General features: G+C 71.8%; 16 protein-coding genes. 9 read left to right on the forward strand and 7 right to left on the reverse strand.

Features of this window, described 5'->3' with window-relative positions:
- Nucleotides 1-1230 carry a DUF349 domain-containing protein gene (locus R2D22_RS30570; protein WP_318108059.1) on the reverse strand — a complete coding sequence of 410 codons (1230 nt, stop codon included), beginning with the start codon at nt 1228-1230 and terminating at the stop codon, nt 1-3.
- A 177-nt stretch (nt 1231-1407) separates the two neighbouring features.
- Nucleotides 1408-2199, reverse strand: coding sequence for a peptidylprolyl isomerase (locus R2D22_RS30575; protein WP_318108061.1), 792 nt, complete (start codon nt 2197-2199; stop codon nt 1408-1410).
- A 153-nt stretch (nt 2200-2352) separates the two neighbouring features.
- Here R2D22_RS30575 and R2D22_RS30580 point away from each other — a divergent pair, with 153 nt between their 5' ends.
- Both R2D22_RS30580 and hisS read left to right on the forward strand, forming a co-directional pair.
- Entirely contained in the window at nt 2353-3060 is a 708-nt protein-coding gene (locus R2D22_RS30580; protein WP_318108063.1) for an MBL fold metallo-hydrolase, read from the forward strand.
- Between the two features lie 12 nt (nt 3061-3072).
- On the forward strand, nt 3073-4335 hold the full coding sequence (gene hisS / locus R2D22_RS30585) for a histidine--tRNA ligase (RefSeq protein ID WP_318108065.1): 1263 nt from the start codon (nt 3073-3075) through the stop codon (nt 4333-4335).
- Between the two features lie 65 nt (nt 4336-4400).
- On the opposite strand, the gene R2D22_RS30590 is transcribed toward hisS, so the two are convergent.
- Genes R2D22_RS30590 through R2D22_RS30605 form a run of 4 tightly spaced genes read right to left on the reverse strand, consistent with a single transcriptional unit; the run spans nt 4401 to nt 7922 of the window.
- Complete coding sequence (locus R2D22_RS30590; protein ID WP_318108066.1) at nt 4401-5027, reverse strand: response regulator transcription factor; 627 nt, start codon at nt 5025-5027, stop codon at nt 4401-4403.
- The gene (locus R2D22_RS30595) at nt 5024-6265 is read right to left on the reverse strand and encodes a sensor histidine kinase (protein WP_318108068.1); all 1242 of its coding nucleotides are present in this window, start codon (nt 6263-6265) and stop codon (nt 5024-5026) included. Before R2D22_RS30595 ends, R2D22_RS30590 begins: the two co-directional genes overlap by 4 nt.
- The gene (locus R2D22_RS30600; protein WP_318108069.1) at nt 6223-7065 is read right to left on the reverse strand and encodes an ABC transporter permease; all 843 of its coding nucleotides are present in this window, start codon (nt 7063-7065) and stop codon (nt 6223-6225) included. Before R2D22_RS30600 ends, R2D22_RS30595 begins: the two co-directional genes overlap by 43 nt.
- Nucleotides 7062-7922 carry an ABC transporter ATP-binding protein gene (locus R2D22_RS30605; protein WP_318108071.1) on the reverse strand — a complete coding sequence of 287 codons (861 nt, stop codon included), beginning with the start codon at nt 7920-7922 and terminating at the stop codon, nt 7062-7064. The genes R2D22_RS30600 and R2D22_RS30605 overlap by 4 nt, the downstream gene beginning before the upstream one ends.
- Before the next feature lie 136 nt (nt 7923-8058).
- On the opposite strand from R2D22_RS30605, the gene R2D22_RS30610 reads away from it, so the two are divergent.
- The 3 genes from R2D22_RS30610 (at nt 8059) to rpsD (ending at nt 11069) form a co-directional block, all read left to right on the forward strand.
- Complete coding sequence (locus R2D22_RS30610; protein ID WP_318108073.1) at nt 8059-8682, forward strand: vitamin K epoxide reductase family protein; 624 nt, start codon at nt 8059-8061, stop codon at nt 8680-8682.
- Nucleotides 8683-8716: 34 nt separating this feature from the next.
- Nucleotides 8717-10072 (forward strand): replication-associated recombination protein A, encoded by a 1356-nt coding sequence (locus tag R2D22_RS30615; RefSeq protein ID WP_318108075.1) that lies wholly within the window; start codon nt 8717-8719, stop codon nt 10070-10072.
- A 382-nt stretch (nt 10073-10454) separates the two neighbouring features.
- Entirely contained in the window at nt 10455-11069 is a 615-nt protein-coding gene (gene rpsD / locus R2D22_RS30620) for a 30S ribosomal protein S4 (RefSeq protein ID WP_318108076.1), read from the forward strand.
- A gap of 37 nt (nt 11070-11106) precedes the next feature.
- Here rpsD and R2D22_RS30625 read toward each other — a convergent pair whose 3' ends face one another.
- Nucleotides 11107-13275, reverse strand: a complete 2169-nt coding sequence (locus tag R2D22_RS30625) for an ATP-binding protein (protein WP_318108077.1) — start codon at nt 13273-13275, stop codon at nt 11107-11109.
- Between the two features lie 168 nt (nt 13276-13443).
- Between R2D22_RS30625 and R2D22_RS30630 the strand changes: the two genes are divergently transcribed.
- The 4 genes from R2D22_RS30630 to ruvX are packed head-to-tail and all read left to right on the forward strand — an operon-like array spanning nt 13444 to nt 17340.
- Nucleotides 13444-13887: a DUF948 domain-containing protein gene (locus R2D22_RS30630; RefSeq protein WP_318108079.1), complete on the forward strand. Its 444-nt coding sequence runs from the start codon at nt 13444-13446 to the stop codon at nt 13885-13887.
- Between the two features lie 5 nt (nt 13888-13892).
- Nucleotides 13893-14207 carry a DUF6167 family protein gene (locus tag R2D22_RS30635; RefSeq protein ID WP_318108081.1) on the forward strand — a complete coding sequence of 105 codons (315 nt, stop codon included), beginning with the start codon at nt 13893-13895 and terminating at the stop codon, nt 14205-14207.
- Nucleotides 14207-16876, forward strand: coding sequence for an alanine--tRNA ligase (gene alaS / locus R2D22_RS30640; RefSeq protein ID WP_318108083.1), 2670 nt, complete (start codon nt 14207-14209; stop codon nt 16874-16876). Before R2D22_RS30635 ends, alaS begins: the two co-directional genes overlap by 1 nt.
- A complete protein-coding gene (gene ruvX / locus R2D22_RS30645; RefSeq protein WP_318108084.1) occupies nt 16876-17340 on the forward strand; it encodes a Holliday junction resolvase RuvX in 465 nt (154 codons plus the stop codon). The genes alaS and ruvX overlap by 1 nt, the downstream gene beginning before the upstream one ends.
- Nucleotides 17341-17437 lie beyond the last annotated feature (97 nt).

Below are 17437 nucleotides of genomic sequence, written 5' to 3' on the forward strand. Positions count from 1 at the left end.
TCAGCCGCCGAACTCCTCAAGGCCCTTCAGCGCCTGGTCGAGCAGCGCCTGGCGGCCCTCCAGTTCCCTGGCGAGCTTGTCGGCCTTGGCGTCGTTGCCCGCCGCACGGGCCGCGTCGATCTGCTTCTGCAGCTTGTCGACCGCGTCCTGGAGCTGACCGGTCAGACCCGCGGCACGCGCCCGCGCCTCCGGGTTCGTCCGGCGCCACTCGGCCTCCTCGGCCTCCTGGATCGCCCGCTCCACCGCGTGCATCCGGCCCTCGACCTTCGGGCGGGCGTCGCGCGGCACGTGGCCGATGGCCTCCCAGCGCTCGTTGACGTTCCGGAAGGCCGCGCGGGCCGCCTTCAGGTCCGTCACCGGCACCAGCTTCTCGGCCTCGGTCGCGAGTTCCTCCTTCAGCTTGAGGTTCTCGGTCTGCTCGGCGTCGCGCTCGGCGAAGACCCCGGAGCGGGCCGCGAAGAACACGTCCTGGGCGCCGCGGAAGCGGTTCCACAGGTCGTCCTCGTGCTCGCGCTGGGCCCGGCCCGCCGCCTTCCAGTCCGCCATCAGCTCGCGGTAGCGGGCGGCCGTCGCACCCCAGTCGGTGGAGTTCGACAGCGACTCCGCCTCGGCGACCAGCGCCTCCTTCGCCTTGCGGGCCTCCTCGCGCTGCGCGTCCAGCGACGCGAAGTGCGCCTTGCGGCGCTTCGAGAAGGCCGAGCGGGCGTGCGAGAAGCGGTGCCACAGCTCGTCGTCGGACTTCCGGTCGAGCCGCGGCAGGCCCTTCCAGGTGTCCACCAGCGCGCGCAGCCGCTCACCGGCGGCCCGCCACTGCTCGCTCTGCGCCAGCTCCTCCGCCTCGACGACCAGCGCCTCCTTGGCGTGGCGCGCCTCGTCGGCCTGCTTCGCCTTCTGGACCTTGCGCTCCTCGCGGCGCGAGTCCACGGTCTCGACCAGCTTGTCCAGCCGCTTCGCCAGCGCGTCCAGGTCACCGACGGCGTGGTGCTCGTCGATCTGCTGACGCAGGTGCTCGATGGCGGTCGTGGCGTCCTTCGCCGAGAGGTCGGTGGTCCTCACCCGACGCTCGAGGAGGCCGATCTCGACAACCAGGCCCTCGTACTTGCGCTCGAAGTAGGCCAGTGCCTCCTCAGGGGTGCCGGCCTGCCAGGAACCGACGACCTTCTCGCCGTCGGCCGTACGCACGTACACGGTGCCCGTCTCGTCGACGCGGCCCCACGGGTCGCTGCTCACAGCGCCTCCTCCACCTGATGCCGTACGAGGGGGCCTCGCCCCCTGGGCATCGTCCACAGTTTCGCGGCGGGCCTCGCCCGCCCTCCTCGGCGCGGAATCACGTCCGCGCTGCACAACGCCAATCTAGGCGACCGGCCGCCCGGCTGTCCGCTCTCAGCGCGAGCGAAGTTCAGCGGTTCACGCCTTCCGGACCGCGGCCTTCTCCACGGTGACGGTCGTCTTGGGCGCTCCGTCCGTGGCTCCGCCCGCGACACCGGCCTTCGCGATCTCCTGGACGACCTTCAGGCCGGCCGCGTCGATCGTGCCGAAGGGGGTGAACTGCGGAGGCAGCTTGGTGTCCTTGTAGACGAGGAAGAACTGGCTGCCGCCGGTGTTCGGCTGCATCGTGTTGGCCATGGCCACAGTGCCGGCAGGGAAGGTCACGGAGCCGTCCGCGCCCGCCTTGCCGAGCGCCGTCAGGTTCTCGTCCGGGATCGTGTAGCCGGGGCCGCCGGTGCCGTCGCCCTTGGGGTCGCCGCACTGGAGGACGAAGATGCCGGAGGTGGTGAGGCGGTGGCACTTCGTGCCGTCGAAGTACTCCTTGTCCGCGAGGTGCTTGAAAGAGTTCACCGTGCGCGGGGTCTTCGCCGCGTCCATCGCGATCGAGATCGCGCCCCGGCTCGTGTCCAGGGACATCGTGTACTTCGCCTCGGCGTCGATCGCCATCTTCGGCTCGGGAGCCTTCGACTCGGACGCGGTGGGCGTCGGGCTGCCGCTCGGCGCCGCGTTGTCCGAGCTCTTGTCCGTGTCGTCGTCGGTCAGCGCGACCGAGGCGTACACGGCGCCGCCCGAGGCGAGCACCACGGCGAGCCCCGCCGCGACGATCGCGTTGCGGCGCCTGGCCTTCCTGCGCGCCGCCTCCCGGCGCTGCTGCTGCCGCTCGAACTTCTCCCTGGCGAGCTGCCGCCGCCGCTGATCGCTGCTGACCACCGGGTCGCTCCTTGTCGGTCGCTTGTTCCTGTCCTGGCCGGGTGTGCCCGTACCGTATACGGGTTGGCTGTGGAATGAGCAGCGCCGGTAGGCTCTGATCTGCTGCATTCCGCTCTGCCGCAGTCTCGTGCCGGACGACAGTTAAGGACGATCGTGCTGATTGCCGGGTTCCCCGCCGGGGCCTGGGGGACCAACTGCTACCTGGTCGCCCCCGCCGCAGGCGAGGAGTGCGTGATCATCGACCCGGGCCACCAGGCCGCCCAGGGGGTCGAGGAGACGCTGAAGAAGCATCGGCTCAAGCCGGTCGCGGTGGTCCTCACCCACGGCCACATCGACCATGTCGCCTCCGTCGTCCCGGTCTGCGGTGCCCATGACGTTCCCGCGTGGATCCACCCCCAGGACCGCTACATGATGAGCGACCCGGAGAAGGCCCTCGGCCGGTCCATCGGGATGCCGCTCATGGGCGAGCTGACCGTGGGGGAGCCGGACGACGTCCGCGAGCTCTCCGACGGCGCGAAGCTGGAGCTGGCCGGCATGGAGTTCTCCGTCGCGCACGCGCCCGGCCATACCAAGGGGTCGGTGACCTTCCGGATGCCCAAGACCCAGGAGATCCCTTCGGTCTTCTTCTCGGGCGACCTGCTGTTCGCCGGCTCCATCGGACGCACCGACCTGCCCGGCGGTGACATGGACGAGATGCTCGAATCGCTGGCCCGCGTGTGCCTGCCGCTCGACAACTCGACCGTGGTGCTGTCCGGACACGGTCCCCAGACGACCATCGGCCAGGAGCGCGCCACCAACCCGTATCTCCGGGAAGTGGCCGCCGGCCTCGGGAGCACGCAGGCTCCCCGACGAGGAATGTGACGAGAGACTTCCGTGAGCACCTTCAAGGCCCCCAAGGGCACGTTCGACCTGATCCCGCCGTTCTCCGCGACGTACCTGGCCGTCCGGGACGCCATCTCGACGCCGCTGCGCACGGCCGGCTACGGCTACGTCGAGACGCCGGGCTTCGAGGACGTCGACCTCTTCGCCCGCGGTGTCGGTGAGTCCACCGACATCGTCACCAAGGAGATGTACACCCTCACCACCAAGGGCGGCGCCAACCTGGCGCTGCGCCCCGAGGGCACCGCCTCCGTGCTGCGCGCGGCACTGGAGGCCAACATGCACAAGGCCGGCGGCCTGCCGGTCAAGCTCTGGTACTCCGGCTCGTACTACCGCTACGAGCGCCCGCAGAAGGGCCGCTACCGCCACTTCTCGCAGGTCGGTGCCGAGGCCATCGGCGCCGAGGACCCGGCGCTCGACGCCGAGCTGATCATCCTGGCCGACCAGGCGTACCGCTCGCTCGGCCTGCGGAACTTCCGCATCCTGCTGAACTCGCTCGGCGACAAGGAGTGCCGCCCCGTCTACCGCGAGGCGCTCCAGGGCTTCCTGCGCGGCCTCGACCTCGACGAGGAGACCCGCCGCCGGATCGAGATCAACCCGCTGCGGGTGCTCGACGACAAGCGGGCCGACGTGCAGAAGCAGCTGGTCGGCGCGCCGCTGCTCAAGGACTACCTGTGCGAGGCCTGCAAGGCCTACCACTCCGAGGTCCGCGAGCTGCTGACCGCGGCGGGCGTGGTCTTCGAGGACGACGAGAAGCTGGTCCGCGGCCTGGACTACTACACCCGCACGACCTTCGAGTTCGTGCACGACGGTCTGGGCTCGCAGTCCGCGGTGGGCGGCGGCGGCCGCTACGACGGCCTGTCCGAGATGATCGGCGGCCCGGCGCTCCCGTCGGTCGGCTGGGCGCTCGGCGTGGACCGCACCGTCCTCGCCCTGGAGGCCGAGGGCATCGAGCTGGACGTCCCGCCGGCCACCAGCGTCTTCGCCGTGCCGCTCGGCGAGGAGGCCCGCCGGGTGCTGTTCGGTGTCGTCACCGAGCTGCGCAAGGCCGGGGTGGCGACGGACTTCGGCTACGGCGCCAAGGGCCTGAAGAGCCACATGAAGAACGCCAACCGGTCCGGCGCCCGCTACACGATCGTGGCCGGCGAGCGCGACCTCGCCGAGGGTGTCGTCCAGCTGAAGGACATGGAGTCCGGAGAGCAGGAGGCGGTCGCAGTGGACAAGCTCGTGGAGACCGTACGGGCCAAGCTGGCCTGACCCGGTTCCGAACGCCCGCAGGGGCCCGGCCCGCTTCCGAGCGGACCGGGCCCCTGCGGCCGTCGTCAGCCGTCGAGCAGTCCGTGCCGCAGCGCGCTCGTCACCGCCGCCGTGCGGTCGTCGACGCCGAGCTTGCCGAAGACCCGCAGCAGATGCGTCTTCACCGTGGACTCCCCGATGTAGAGCCGGCGGCCGATCTCCGCGTTCGTGCAGCCCTCCGCGACCAGCCGCAGCACCGCCGTCTCCCGCTCCGACAGCCGAGGCCGCTCCGGCTTCGTCCGCAGCTGGTCCACCAGCCGGGCCGCCACCGACGGAGCCAGCACGGTCTCGCCCCGGGCCGCGGACCGGATCGCCTCCGCGAGTTCGGCGCCCGCCAGGTCCTTCAGGAGGTAGCCGGCCGCACCCGCCTCCACCGCGCGCAGGATGTCCCCGTCCGTCTCGTACGTCGTGAGGACGACGACCCGGCAGGGCAGACCGGCCGCCCGGATCCGGCGGATCGACTCGACCCCGCCGCCGCCCGGCATCCTCAGGTCCATCAGCACGATGTCCGGCCGGAGTTCGGCGCACAGCGCCTCGGCCCGCGGGCCGTTCGGCGCCTCGCCGACCACGTCGAGGTCCGGCTCCGCGGCCAGCATGCCGCGCAGTCCCTCCCGTACCACCGGGTGGTCGTCGGCGAGCAGGATCCGGATCACGGCGCACTCCTGGCGGGGACGGGAAGACGGACGGTGACGGTGGTGCCGGCGCCGGGGGCGCTGCGGATCTCGGCGGTGCCGCCGACCTCGGCGGCCCGGGCCCGCAGCCCGCGCAGCCCGTAGCCCTCGTGCGGCGCCAGCGGGTCGAAGCCGTGGCCGTCGTCCCGTACGGACAGGGTCAGCTCGTCCTCGCCGTACGCGAGCGACACGAGAACGCCCGCGCCGTCGCCCGCGTGCCGGCGGACGTTGGCCAGGGCCTCCTGGCAGGACCGCAGCGCGATCACCTCCAGAGCCGCGGGCAGGGGGTGTTCGGAGCCGGTCGCCTTGAACCGAGAGGCGTAGTAGTGCCCGGCGACCAGTCGGCGCAGTGCGTTGGGGAGCGTGGTGCCCGCCAGGTCGGCGGGCGCGCCGTGGGCGACCAGGGCCCGCGCCTCGGCCAGGTTCTGCCGGGCGGTCTCCGCCATCATCGCCAGATGGCGGCGCGCCTCCGCGGGATCGCGGTCCAGCTCCGACTGCACGGCCTGAACCAGCATCAGCAGACTGGTGAAGCCCTGGGCGAGGGTGTCGTGGATCTCGCGGGAGAAGCGCTCACGCTCGGCCCGCGCCCCGTTCGCCGCCGACAGCCGCGCCACCTCCAGGCGGTGCGCGTCCAGTTCGGCGATGAGTGCCGCCCGCTCCTCGCTCTGGTCGACCACCCGGATGATCCAGGTCCCCAGGACCAGCGAGAAGCACAGCGAGACGACGGCGAACACCGAGTCCAGGAACACCACCCCGGCCTGCGGCCGCCACAGCAGCGCCCAGCCCACCACCGGCGCCACGTTGACGACCGCCACCACGAGCTGCGCCGTGCGCAGCCGCAGCAGCATGAAGCACTGCGGCACGAGCGCGAAGGTGGCCAGCCGGGTCTCCCCGACCAGCAGGGCGGGCACCAGGAACAGCAGCACCGCGCCCCCGACATGGAGCACCGCCCGGGGTCCGGCCGGCGCGAGCGCCACCATCTGCGGCCGTCCGACCAGCAGGTACCAGGGCACCTGGAGCGCGAACACGCAGGCCGCCGCGGCCCGGACCGGCCACGCCGGGTGCTCCGCGCCGAGCGCGAAGGCCAGCGTGCCCGCCCAGACCACGGCGAAGTACAGGTCCCAGTTGCGGAACGTCCGGGTGTGCACGTCGGACTCCCGGGGGCCGTCCGGCCCGTTCAGCCGTCGTCCCGGTTCTTCCAGCGGAAGGTCAGCAGACACAGCACCAATCCTCCGACGCACCAGGCCGCCAGCACCAGGGCGATCCGCCCGAACTCCCAACTTCCCGCGGGCTCCAGGACCGCGGCGGCGTCCGGCAGGAACACCCCGCGCAGCCCCTGCACCATCCACTTCAGCGGGAACACCGCCCCGATCGTGAGCATCCAGTCCGGCAGCGCGTCCACCAGGATGTACACCCCGGAGATGAACTGCAGGACCAGGAAGGGCAGCACGACGACCGAGGTCGTGCTCTTCCCCGACCGGGGCACGCTGCTGATCGCGATGCCGAGCAGGGAACAGCCGGTCAGCCCGAGGACGAAGATCCAGCCGAACGTCAGCCAGCCGGACAGGTCCGCGGGGAGTTCGACGTCGTACAGCGTCGTGCCGAACAGCAGCAGCGCCGCGGTCTCCAGGACGCAGGTGAACAGCACCAGCCACACCTTGCCGAGGAAGTACGCGGCCGGCGGCATCGGCGTCGCCCGCAGCCGGCGCAGCACGTGCTCGTCCCGCTCGATCGCGATCGAGATGCCCAGCGACTGGAAGCTCGTCGACATGATCCCGGCAGCGATCATCGAGGCCACGTAGTGCTGCGAGGCCGTCGTGCCGGTGCCCTCCATCGCGTCGCCGAAGATCGAGGCGAACAGGAACAGGAAGACGATCGGGAAGGCGAAGGTGAACACCACCTGCTCGCGAGCCCGGAAGAACTGCCGGATCTCCTGGGCCCCCTGGTGCAGTCCGAGCGACCAGGCCCCGGGCAGCCGGGCCGCCGTCCTGTCGCCCGCGCGTTCCGTGGTGAGCGTCATCGGGCGGCCTCCTGTCCGGTGAGCCGGAGGTAGACGTCCTCCAGCGTGGGGCGGCTGACGGTCAGTCCGGGGATCTCCCCGTCGAAGCGGTGCAGCAGCTCCGCGACCGTGCGGGTCGGGGTGGCGGTCTCCTCGCTGCGCGGCGAGCCGTCCGCCTCGCGCCAGGCGACGGTCGCGCCCTCCCCGTACCGGGCGCGCAGACCGGCCGGGGTGTCCTCCGCGACCACCCGGCCGCCGGCGACCACGGCGAGCCGGTCGGAGAGCGCCTCGGCCTCCTCCAGGTAGTGGGTGGTCAGCACGATCGTGGTGCCCTCGGCGGCGAGCCGCCTGACCAGCTCCCAGAACTGCCGCCGGGCCGCCGGGTCGAAGCCGGTGGTCGGTTCGTCGAGCAGCACCAGCTCCGGACCGCCGATCACACCGAGCGCCACGTCGAGCCGGCGGCGCTGACCGCCGGAGAGCGTCCGCACCCGGCTGGACGCCTTCTTCTCCAGGCCGACGAGCGCGATCACCTCGGCCGGGTCGCGCGGCCGCGGGTAGTAGCGGGCGAACTGGGTCACGGTCTCCCGCACCGTCAGCTCGGCAGGAGGGGACTCGTCCTGCCAGACCACCCCGATCCGGGAGCGCCAGAGCCGGTCGCCGGTGGCGGGGTCGGCGCCGAGCACCGACACCTCGCCGGCGTCCCGGGAGCGGTGCCCCTGGAGGATGCCCACCGTGGTGCTCTTGCCCGCCCCGTTGGGGCCGAGGACGCCGAAGACCTCGCCGTACCGGATGTCCAGGTCGAGCCCGTCGACGGCGGCGATCTCGCCGTACCGCTTGCGAAGTCCACGGACGCGTACCGCGGTTCCTGTGTTCGTCATGACCAGAGCGTCCTGCGGAGGCCCGGCCTCCACGACCGTCGGCCGGTCGTCCTTATGTCCATCGAACGGTGGACAGAGGGCGTGGTACGGCAGAATGACCATGCCCATCCGCCCGCGACGACCATGGAACGGCGAAATGACGAGTGCAGCGCTGGACGACACGTCGTCCAAGGGGGACTCCGGGACGATCGGCGCGAGCCGGGCCTTCGCCTGGATGCTGGTGATCACCGGCGCGGCCGGTCTGCTGGCCGCGTGGGTCATCACGCTCGACAAGTTCAAGCTGCTCGAGGACCCGAACTTCACGCCGGGCTGCAGCCTCAACCCGGTCGTCTCCTGCGGCAGCATCATGAAGAGCGAGCAGGCCTCGGCCTTCGGCTTCCCCAACCCGATGCTCGGCCTCGTCACCTACGGCATGGTGATCGCGATCGGCGTCGCCCTGCTCGCCGGCGCCCGCTACCGCCGCTGGTACTGGCTCGGCCTCAACGCCGGCACGTTGTTCGGCGTCGGGTTCTGCGCCTGGCTGATGTACCAGTCGCTGTACGAGATCAACGCGCTCTGCCTGTGGTGCTGCCTGGCGTGGGTCGCCACCATCGTCATGTTCTGGTACGTGACCTCGCAGAACGTCCGCTCCGGCGTCATTCCCGCCCCGGGCGCCCTGAAGACCTTCTTCGAGGAGTTCACCTGGGTCCTGCCGGTGCTGCACATCGGCATCATCGGCATGCTGATCCTGACCCGCTGGTGGGACTTCTGGACGAGCTGACCGGGCTGTCGGTGGCGTGACCTAGGCTTCTTGCGTGGAGCCCGACCTCTTTACCGCCGCCGCCGAAGAACGCCAGGAGAAGGATCCGGCCAGCAGCCCGCTGGCCGTCCGGATGCGCCCGCGCACCCTCGACGAGGTCGTGGGCCAGCAGCACCTGCTCAAGCCGGGCTCGCCGCTGCGGCGGCTCGTGGGGGAGGGCGACGGAGGCCCGGCCGGGGCCTCCTCGGTGATCCTCTGGGGCCCGCCCGGCATCGGCAAGACCACCCTCGCGTACGTCGTCTCCAAGGCGACGAACAAGCGGTTCGTGGAGCTCTCCGCGATCACCTCCGGGGTCAAGGAGGTCCGCGCGGTCATCGACGGCGCCCGCCGCGCGGCCGGCGGCTACGGCAAGGAGACCGTCCTCTTCCTCGACGAGATCCACCGCTTCAGCAAGGCCCAGCAGGATTCGCTGCTGCCCGCCGTGGAGAACCGCTGGGTCACCCTCATCGCCGCGACCACGGAGAACCCGTACTTCTCCGTCATCTCGCCGCTCCTGTCCCGCTCCCTGCTGCTCACCCTCGAACCGCTCACCGACGACGACCTGCGCGATCTGCTCAAGCGGGCGCTCACCGAGGACCGAGGTCTCGGCGGCGCCGTCACGCTCCCCGAGGACGCCGAGGCGCACCTGCTGCGGATCGCCGGCGGCGACGCGCGCCGGGCGCTGACCGCCCTGGAGGCGGCGGCCGGCGCGGCCATCGCCAAGGGCGAGCCGGAGATCACGCTCGCCACGCTCGAGGAGACCGTCGACCGCGCGGCGGTGAAGTACGACCGGGACGGCGACCAGCACTACGACGTGGCCAGCGCCCTGATCAAGTCCATCCGCGGCTCGGACGTGGACGCGGCCCTGCACTACCTGGCCCGGATGATCGAGGCGGGGGAGGACCCCCGGTTCATCGCCCGGCGGCTGATGATCTCGGCCAGCGAGGACATCGGCCTCGCCGACCCGAACGCGCTGCCGATCGCCGTCGCCGCCGCCCAGGCCGTCGCCATGATCGGCTTCCCCGAGGCGGCCCTGACGCTCAGCCACGCCACCATCGCACTGGCCCTGGCCCCCAAGTCCAACGCGGCGACGACCGCGATCTTCGCCGCCCAGGCGGACGTGCGCAACGGCCTCGCCGGACCGGTACCGCCGCATCTGCGCGACGGCCACTACAAGGGCGCCGCCAAGCTCGGCCACGCCCAGGGCTACGTCTACCCGCATGACGTCCCCGGCGGCATCGCGGCCCAGCAGTACGCGCCCGACGCGGTGCACGGCCGGCGGTACTACGAACCCACGCGGTACGGCGCAGAGGCCCGCTACGCCGACGTGGTCGAGAAGGTCCGCGAGCGGCTGCGCGGCGAGGGCGGCTGACGACGCCCCCGCCCGGGGCTCCGCCCGACCGCCCGCCCGGGGCCGGTGCACGGGGGCCCGGCCGACCCGGTACACTCCTGTGGAGTGCTGCGTCCCGTGTCCGACTCCGGTCGGCGCCACCAGGCGGGACAGACAGCCGGAGCCCCGCTCTCGGGCGGGATCTCCAGGAGCGTCGCGCACCTTCGAAGGTGTCGCGGGCAACCCATCACCACCCGGATTCCCGGGAGCGGCGGTGGGTCGTTCGCGTGCTGCACGTACGTGCCCAGACCAGGGAGCGGCTGCCCGGCAAGGTCCTCACGGACCCGACGGGTTTCCCCGGCTGCGGATGCGACCTCCCCTAACCCTGGTGAAGCCGTATTCGTACAGATAGAGAGGTTGGTTCATGGCGAACCAGTCCCGTCCCAAGGTCAAGAAGTCGCGTGCCCTCGGCATCGCGCTGACCCCGAAGGCCGTCAAGTACTTCGAGGCCCGCCCCTACCCGCCGGGCGAGCACGGCCGTGGCCGCAAGCAGAACTCGGACTACAAGGTCCGTCTGCTCGAGAAGCAGCGTCTGCGCGCCCAGTACGACATCAGCGAGCGCCAGATGGCGCGCGCCTACGACCGCGCCAAGAAGGCCGAGGGCAAGACGGGCGAGGCGCTGGTCGTCGAGCTCGAGCGTCGCCTCGACGCCCTGGTCCTGCGTTCGGGCATCGCCCGCACCATCTACCAGGCCCGCCAGATGGTCGTCCACGGCCACATCCAGGTCAACGGCACCAAGGTCGACAAGCCGTCGTTCCGTGTCCGTCCCGACGACGTCGTGATGGTCCGCGAGCGCAGCCGCACCAAGCCGCTGTTCGAGGTCGCTCGCGAGGGTGGCTTCGCCGCCGAGGGTGAGACCCCGCGCTACCTCCAGGTCAACCTGAAGGCCCTGGCCTTCCGCCTGGACCGCGACCCGAACCGCAAGGAGATCCCGGTCATCTGCGACGAGCAGCTGGTCGTCGAGTACTACGCCCGCTGATCTCCCTCAGCCGAGCGCAGTACCACCTCCGCGGTGTTCAGCCCGCCGCTTCCCCACCCTTCCCGGTGGGGGAGCCGGCGGGCTTCCGCGTCTCCGGGACCCCGGTACGGAACGGGCGCGGCGTCCGCGTCCCCGGCACGCCGACGGCCGGCCTCCGCCGCCCGGCAAGCGCCCGGTCCACCGCCTCGTCCAGCGACAGCGCCCGCCCCTCCCGCACCGACGCCTCGTACCGCTCCGGCCCCAGCAGCTCGCCCGCCTGCCGCTCGCACAGCTCCCGCGGCCCGCTGAAGTAGCCCGAGCCGAACAGCGGCAGCCCGACCGAGGCCCACACCGGGGCCGCCGCGCCCTGCAGCACCGCCGCCTCCGCCGGATCGCCCTCGCTCGCCGTCACCAGCGCCAGCAGCTCGATCGCCAGCACCAGACCGACCATGTCGTGGAAGACGTGGTCGATCGTGATGCACTCCGCGAGCAGCCCGCGCGCCTCGGCGTGATCGCCGCGCGTCCAGGCCGCGTACGCCAGCACGTACAGCGCGTAAGCCTTCGTCCACCGCTCGCCGCGCTCCTCGCAGACCTCCCGCACCTCGGCGACCAGCGCCACCGCGCCCTCCAGATCACCCTGGAAGATCCGCGTCATCGCCAGCTCGACCTGGCCCATGAGCACGTTGCTGTTGAGCTCGCCCAACTCCCGGTACGCGTCGAGGGCCCGCCGGATCAGGTCCTCGGCCCGCGGCATGTCGTCCGAGAGCAGCGCCAGACAGCCCATCCGGTGCGTCGCGTAAGCCTCGGCGACCCGGTCGCCCGCCTGTCGCGCCCGGTCCCCGCACTCGTGCAGCGCCGCCACCGCCGCCGTGTCGTCGCCCTGCAGGATCGCCACGTAGCCCAGCACCCACAGCGGCTTCAGCCGCGGGTCGTGGTGCCCGTGCGGCCCGGGCCGCTCCGGCTCCGTCGCCAGCGCCCGGTCCAGCCAGTGCCGGCCCTCCGCCAGCCGGCCGCAGCCCGCCCAGTAGAACCACAGCGTGCCCGCCAGGTGCAGCGCCAGATGCGCGTCGTCCGGCTGCTCCAGACACAGCTCCAGCGCCGCCCGCAGATTCGGCAGCGCCGCGTCCGTGGCCGCCGCCACCTCCGCCTGCCGCGGACTGAACCACTCCAGCTCGCACCAGGTCGCCAGGCCCATGTACCAGTCACGGTGCCGCCGCCGCATCCGCGCGGTGTCCTCCAGCGAGGCCAGCCACTCCGCCCCGTACGCGGCCACCGTGTCCAGCATCCGGAACCGCGGGCCCGCCGGGGTGTCCTCGCGCAGCACCAGCGACTGGGCGAGCAGCCCGCCCAGTACGTCGAGCACCCGCTCCGGCGGCAGGTCCGCGCTCCCGCACACGTACTCCGTCGCCTCCAGGTCGAAGGGCCCGGCGAACACGGAGAGCCGCGCCCAGAGCAGCCGCTCCTCGGGCGTGCACAGCTCGTGGCTCCAGCCGATCGCCGTCCGCAGCGTCTGATGCCGGGGCAGCGCGCCCCGCGCCCCGTCCGTCAGCAGCCGGAACCGGTCGTCCAGCCGGTGCAGCACCTGCTCCACGGTCAGCAGCGGCAGCCGTCCGGCGGCCAGCTCCAACGCCAGCGGGATCCCGTCGAGCCGACGGCACAGTTCGAGCACCGCGGCCCCCGGTGCCGCGGGCGCCGCGGACCCCGATGCCGCCGCCGCCCGCGCCCCGAACAGCTCGACCGCGTCCCCGTCGGTCATCGGCGCCAGCGTGAACACCGCCTCGCCGTCCACCCGCAGCGGCCTGCGCCCCACCGCCAGCACGGTCAGCCCCGGCGCCCGGCCCAGCAGCTCCCGCAGCAGCGGCGCGCACTCCTCCACCAGATGCTCGAAGCCGTCGACGACCAGCAGCAGCCGCAGCCCGGCGAGATGCTCGGCCAGCATCGTGCGCGGCGAGCGCGTGGTGTGGTCCGTCAGCCCCAACGCCTCGGCCAGCGCGTGCTCCAGCACCGCCGGGTCGCGCAGCGCCGAGAGGTCGGCCAGCCGCACCCCGTCGACGTAGCGTTTCTCCGCCGCGGCTGCGCAGCGCAGCGCCAGCCGGGTCTTGCCCACCCCGCCCACTCCGACCACGGTGACCAGGCGGAACTCCTCAAGGAGCCGCCCCAGTTCGTCCCGCTCGCCGGCCCGGCCCACGAACCGGTTGAGCTCCGCCGGGAGATTGCTCCGTCGCATGGGACACGGAGCGTACCCATCCGCACGCACTCCGTACAATCGGTTCGCAGATCCCCGGGTTCCGGGCCCCGCACCGGCGGTAATGCGGTACGGGGAGATACCCCGGGCGCGATAGGGTCGGAGAACGACTTTTCGCAAGGGCCCAACGACAGCAGAGAGCGGTGCAGCGTGACCGGTGGAGAGGTTGCCGGGATCCTGGTGGCCGTGTTCTGGGCGATTCTCGTCTCCTTCCTCGCCGTGGTGCTGGTGAGGCTGGCACAGACGCTCAGGGCGACCACCAAGCTCGTGGCGGACGTGACCGAGCAGGCGGTTCCGCTGCTGGCCGACGCCTCCGCGACGGTCCGCTCGGCACAGACCCAGCTCGACCGGGTCGACGCCATCGCCTCCGACGTCCAGGAGGTCACCTCCAACGCGTCGGCGCTCTCCACGACCGTCGCCTCCACGTTCGGCGGCCCGCTCGTCAAGGTCGCGGCCTTCGGCTACGGCGTCCGCCGGGCGCTCGGCCGCTCGCGCGACGAACAGCCCCGCGAGGAGCGGAGCGAGCGGACCCGCCGCACTGTGATCGTCGGCCGTACCGTGCCGTCCGCGCGACGCCGGAAGCAGAAGGGCTGAGCACCATGTTCCGCCGCACGTTCTGGTTCACCGCCGGCGCAGCCGCCGGCGTCTGGGCCACCACGAAGGTCAACCGCAAGCTCAAGCAGCTGACCCCCGAGAGCCTTGCCGCGCAGGCGGCGAACAAGGCGATCGAGACCGGACACCGACTCAAGGACTTCGCCCTCGACGTCCGGGACGGCATGGTCCAGCGCGAGGCCGAACTCGGCGACGCGCTCGGCCTGGAGGCCCCGGTCGAACAGGACCGCGCACTTCCCGCGCAGCGCCGCCTGGCTGCTCTTCCCCACAAGCACTCGTACAACCGGAATGAGGACTACTGATGGAGTCGGCTGAAATTCGCCGCCGCTGGCTGAGCTTCTTCGAGGAGCGCGGGCACACCGTCGTCCCTTCGGCGTCGCTCATCGCGGACGACCCGACTCTGCTGCTCGTCCCCGCCGGCATGGTGCCGTTCAAGCCCTACTTCCTGGGCGAGGTCAAGCCGCCGTTCTCGCGCGCCTCCAGCGTGCAGAAGTGCGTGCGCACGCCGGACATCGAGGAGGTCGGCAAGACCACCCGGCACGGCACGTTCTTCCAGATGTGCGGCAACTTCTCCTTCGGCGACTACTTCAAGGAAGGCGCCATCAAGCTCGCCTGGGAGCTGCTGACCACCCCGGTGGAGCACGGCGGCTACGGGCTTGAGCCGGAGAAGCTCTGGATCACCGTCTACCTGGAGGACGACGAGGCCGAGCGCATCTGGCGCGACGTCGTCGGCGTCCCCGCCGAGCGCATCCAGCGCCTCGGCAAGAAGGACAACTACTGGTCGATGGGCGTTCCCGGCCCGTGCGGCCCCTGCTCCGAGATCAACTACGACCGCGGTCCGGAGTTCGGCGTCGAGGGCGGCCCGGCCGTCAACGACGAGCGGTACGTGGAGATCTGGAACCTGGTCTTCATGCAGTACGAGCGCGGTGAGGGCTCCGGCAAGGAGGACTTCCCGATCCTCGGCGAGCTGCCGTCGAAGAACATCGACACGGGCCTCGGCCTGGAGCGCCTGGCGATGATCCTCCAGGGCGTCCAGAACATGTACGAGACGGACACCCTCAAGGTCGTCATCGACAAGGCCACCGAGCTGACCGGCGTCGCCTACGGCAAGGCCCACGACAGCGACGTCTCGCTGCGCGTGGTCGCCGACCACATGCGCACCTCCGTCATGCTCATCGGCGACGGCGTCACCCCCGGCAACGAGGGCCGCGGCTACGTGCTGCGCCGCATCATGCGCCGCGCCGTCCGCAACATGCGCCTGCTCGGCGCCACCGGCCCGGTCGTCCAGGACCTCGTCGACGTCGTGATCGACACGATGGGCGAGCAGTACCCGGAGCTGGTCACCGACCGCAAGCGGATCGAGACCGTCGCCCTCGCCGAGGAGGCCGCGTTCCTCAAGGCCCTCAAGGGCGGCACCAACATCCTCGACACCGCCGTCACCGAGACCAAGGCCGCCGGCGGCACGGTCCTCGCCGGCGACAAGGCGTTCCTGCTCCACGACACCTGGGGCTTCCCGATCGACCTCACCCTCGAGATGGCCGCCGAGCAGGGCCTCTCCGTGGACGAGGACGGCTTCCGCCGCCTGATGAAGGAGCAGCGGGACCGCGCCAAGGCCGACGCCAAGGCCAAGAAGACCGGCCACGCCGACATGACCGCGTACCGGGAGATCGCCGACAGCAACGGCGCCACCCAGTTCACCGGCTACACCAACACCGAGGGCGAGACCACCGTCGTCGGCCTGCTGGTCAACGGTGTCCCGTCGCCGGCCGCCACCGAGGGCGACGACGTCGAGGTCGTGCTCGACCGCAGCCCGTTCTACGCCGAGGGCGGCGGCCAGCTCGCCGACCAGGGCCGGATCAAGCTGCACAGCGGCGCCGTGATCGAGATCCGCGACGTCCAGCAGCCGGTGCCCGGCGTCTCCGTGCACAAGGGCTCGGTGCAGGTCGGCGAGGTGACGGTGGGCTCCACCGCGTACGCCACCATCGACGTGCGCCGCCGCCGGGCCATCGCCCGCGCCCACTCCGCCACCCACCTGACCCACCAGGCGCTGCGCGACGCCCTCGGCCCGACGGCCGCCCAGGCCGGTTCGGAGAACTCGCCCGGCCGCTTCCGCTTCGACTTCGGCTCGCCGAACGCCGTTCCCGGCGCCGTCCTCACGGACGTCGAGCAGAAGATCAACGAGGTGCTGGCCCGCGAGCTCGACGTGCACGCCGAGGTCATGCCGATCGACGAGGCCAAGCGTCAGGGCGCCATCGCCGAGTTCGGCGAGAAGTACGGCGAGCAGGTCCGCGTCGTCACCATCGGCGACTTCTCCAAGGAGCTGTGCGGCGGCACCCACGTCCACAACACCGCCCAGCTGGGTCTGGTGAAGCTGCTCGGCGAGTCGTCGATCGGCTCCGGCGTGCGCCGCATCGAGGCCCTGGTCGGCGTCGACGCGTACAACTTCCTGGCCCGCGAGCACACGGTCGTCGCCCAGCTCCAGGAGCTGGTCAAGGGCCGCCCGGAGGAGCTGCCGGAGAAGATCTCCTCGATGCTCGGCAAGCTGAAGGACGCCGAGAAGGAGATCGAGAAGTTCCGCGCGGAGAAGGTCCTCCAGGCCGCCGCCGGGCTCGCCGAGAACGCCCAGGACATCCGCGGCGTGGCGCTCGTCGTGGGCCAGGTGCCGGACGGCACCGGCGCCGACGACCTGCGCAAGCTGGTCCTCGACGTGCGCGGCCGCATCCCTGCCGACCGCCCGGCCGTCGTGGCCCTGTTCACCACGGCCAACGGCAAGCCGCTGACCGTCATCGCCACCAACGAGGCCGCCCGCGAGCGCGGTCTCAAGGCCGGCGAGCTGGTCCGTACGGCCGCCAAGACCCTCGGCGGCGGTGGCGGCGGCAAGCCGGACGTCGCCCAGGGCGGCGGCCAGAACCCGCAGGCCGTCGGCGAGGCCATCGCCGCGGTCGAGCGTCTGGTCGTGGAGACCGCGTAATGCGCAGAGGACGGCGACTCGCCATCGACGTCGGGGACGCCCGGATCGGGGTCGCCTCGTGCGACCCCGACGGGGTCCTCGCCACGCCGGTGGAGACCGTGCCGGGACGCGACGTCCCGGCCGCCCACCGGCGGCTGCGCCGGCTCGTCGAGGAGTACGAGCCGATCGAGGTGGTCGTGGGCCTGCCCCGCTCGCTGAGCGGGCGGGAGGGCCCCGCGGCCACCAAGGTCCGGGCCTTCGCACAGGAGCTCGCCCGGGGGATCAAGCCGGTCCCGGTCCGGCTGGTCGACGAGCGCATGACGACGGTGACGGCCACTCAGGGCCTGCGCGCGTCGGGCGTGAAGTCGAAGAAGGGCCGGTCCGTCATCGACCAGGCCGCCGCCGTGATCATCCTTCAGAACGCTCTTGAGTCCGAACGGGTATCTGGTAATCCGCCCGGCGAGGGCGTCGAAGCGATCATCTGATCGCGATACGGTAACGTTCCGCGCGATGCGGTGGCGTTCGAACAGCTGCCGCACAACGTAGAGGCGGATCGTCCGGAAGCCTCGCGGCTGGTTGGGG

Source organism: Streptomyces sp. HUAS YS2, from assembly GCF_033343995.1.
GTDB classification, from domain to species: domain Bacteria; phylum Actinomycetota; class Actinomycetes; order Streptomycetales; family Streptomycetaceae; genus Streptomyces; species Streptomyces solicathayae.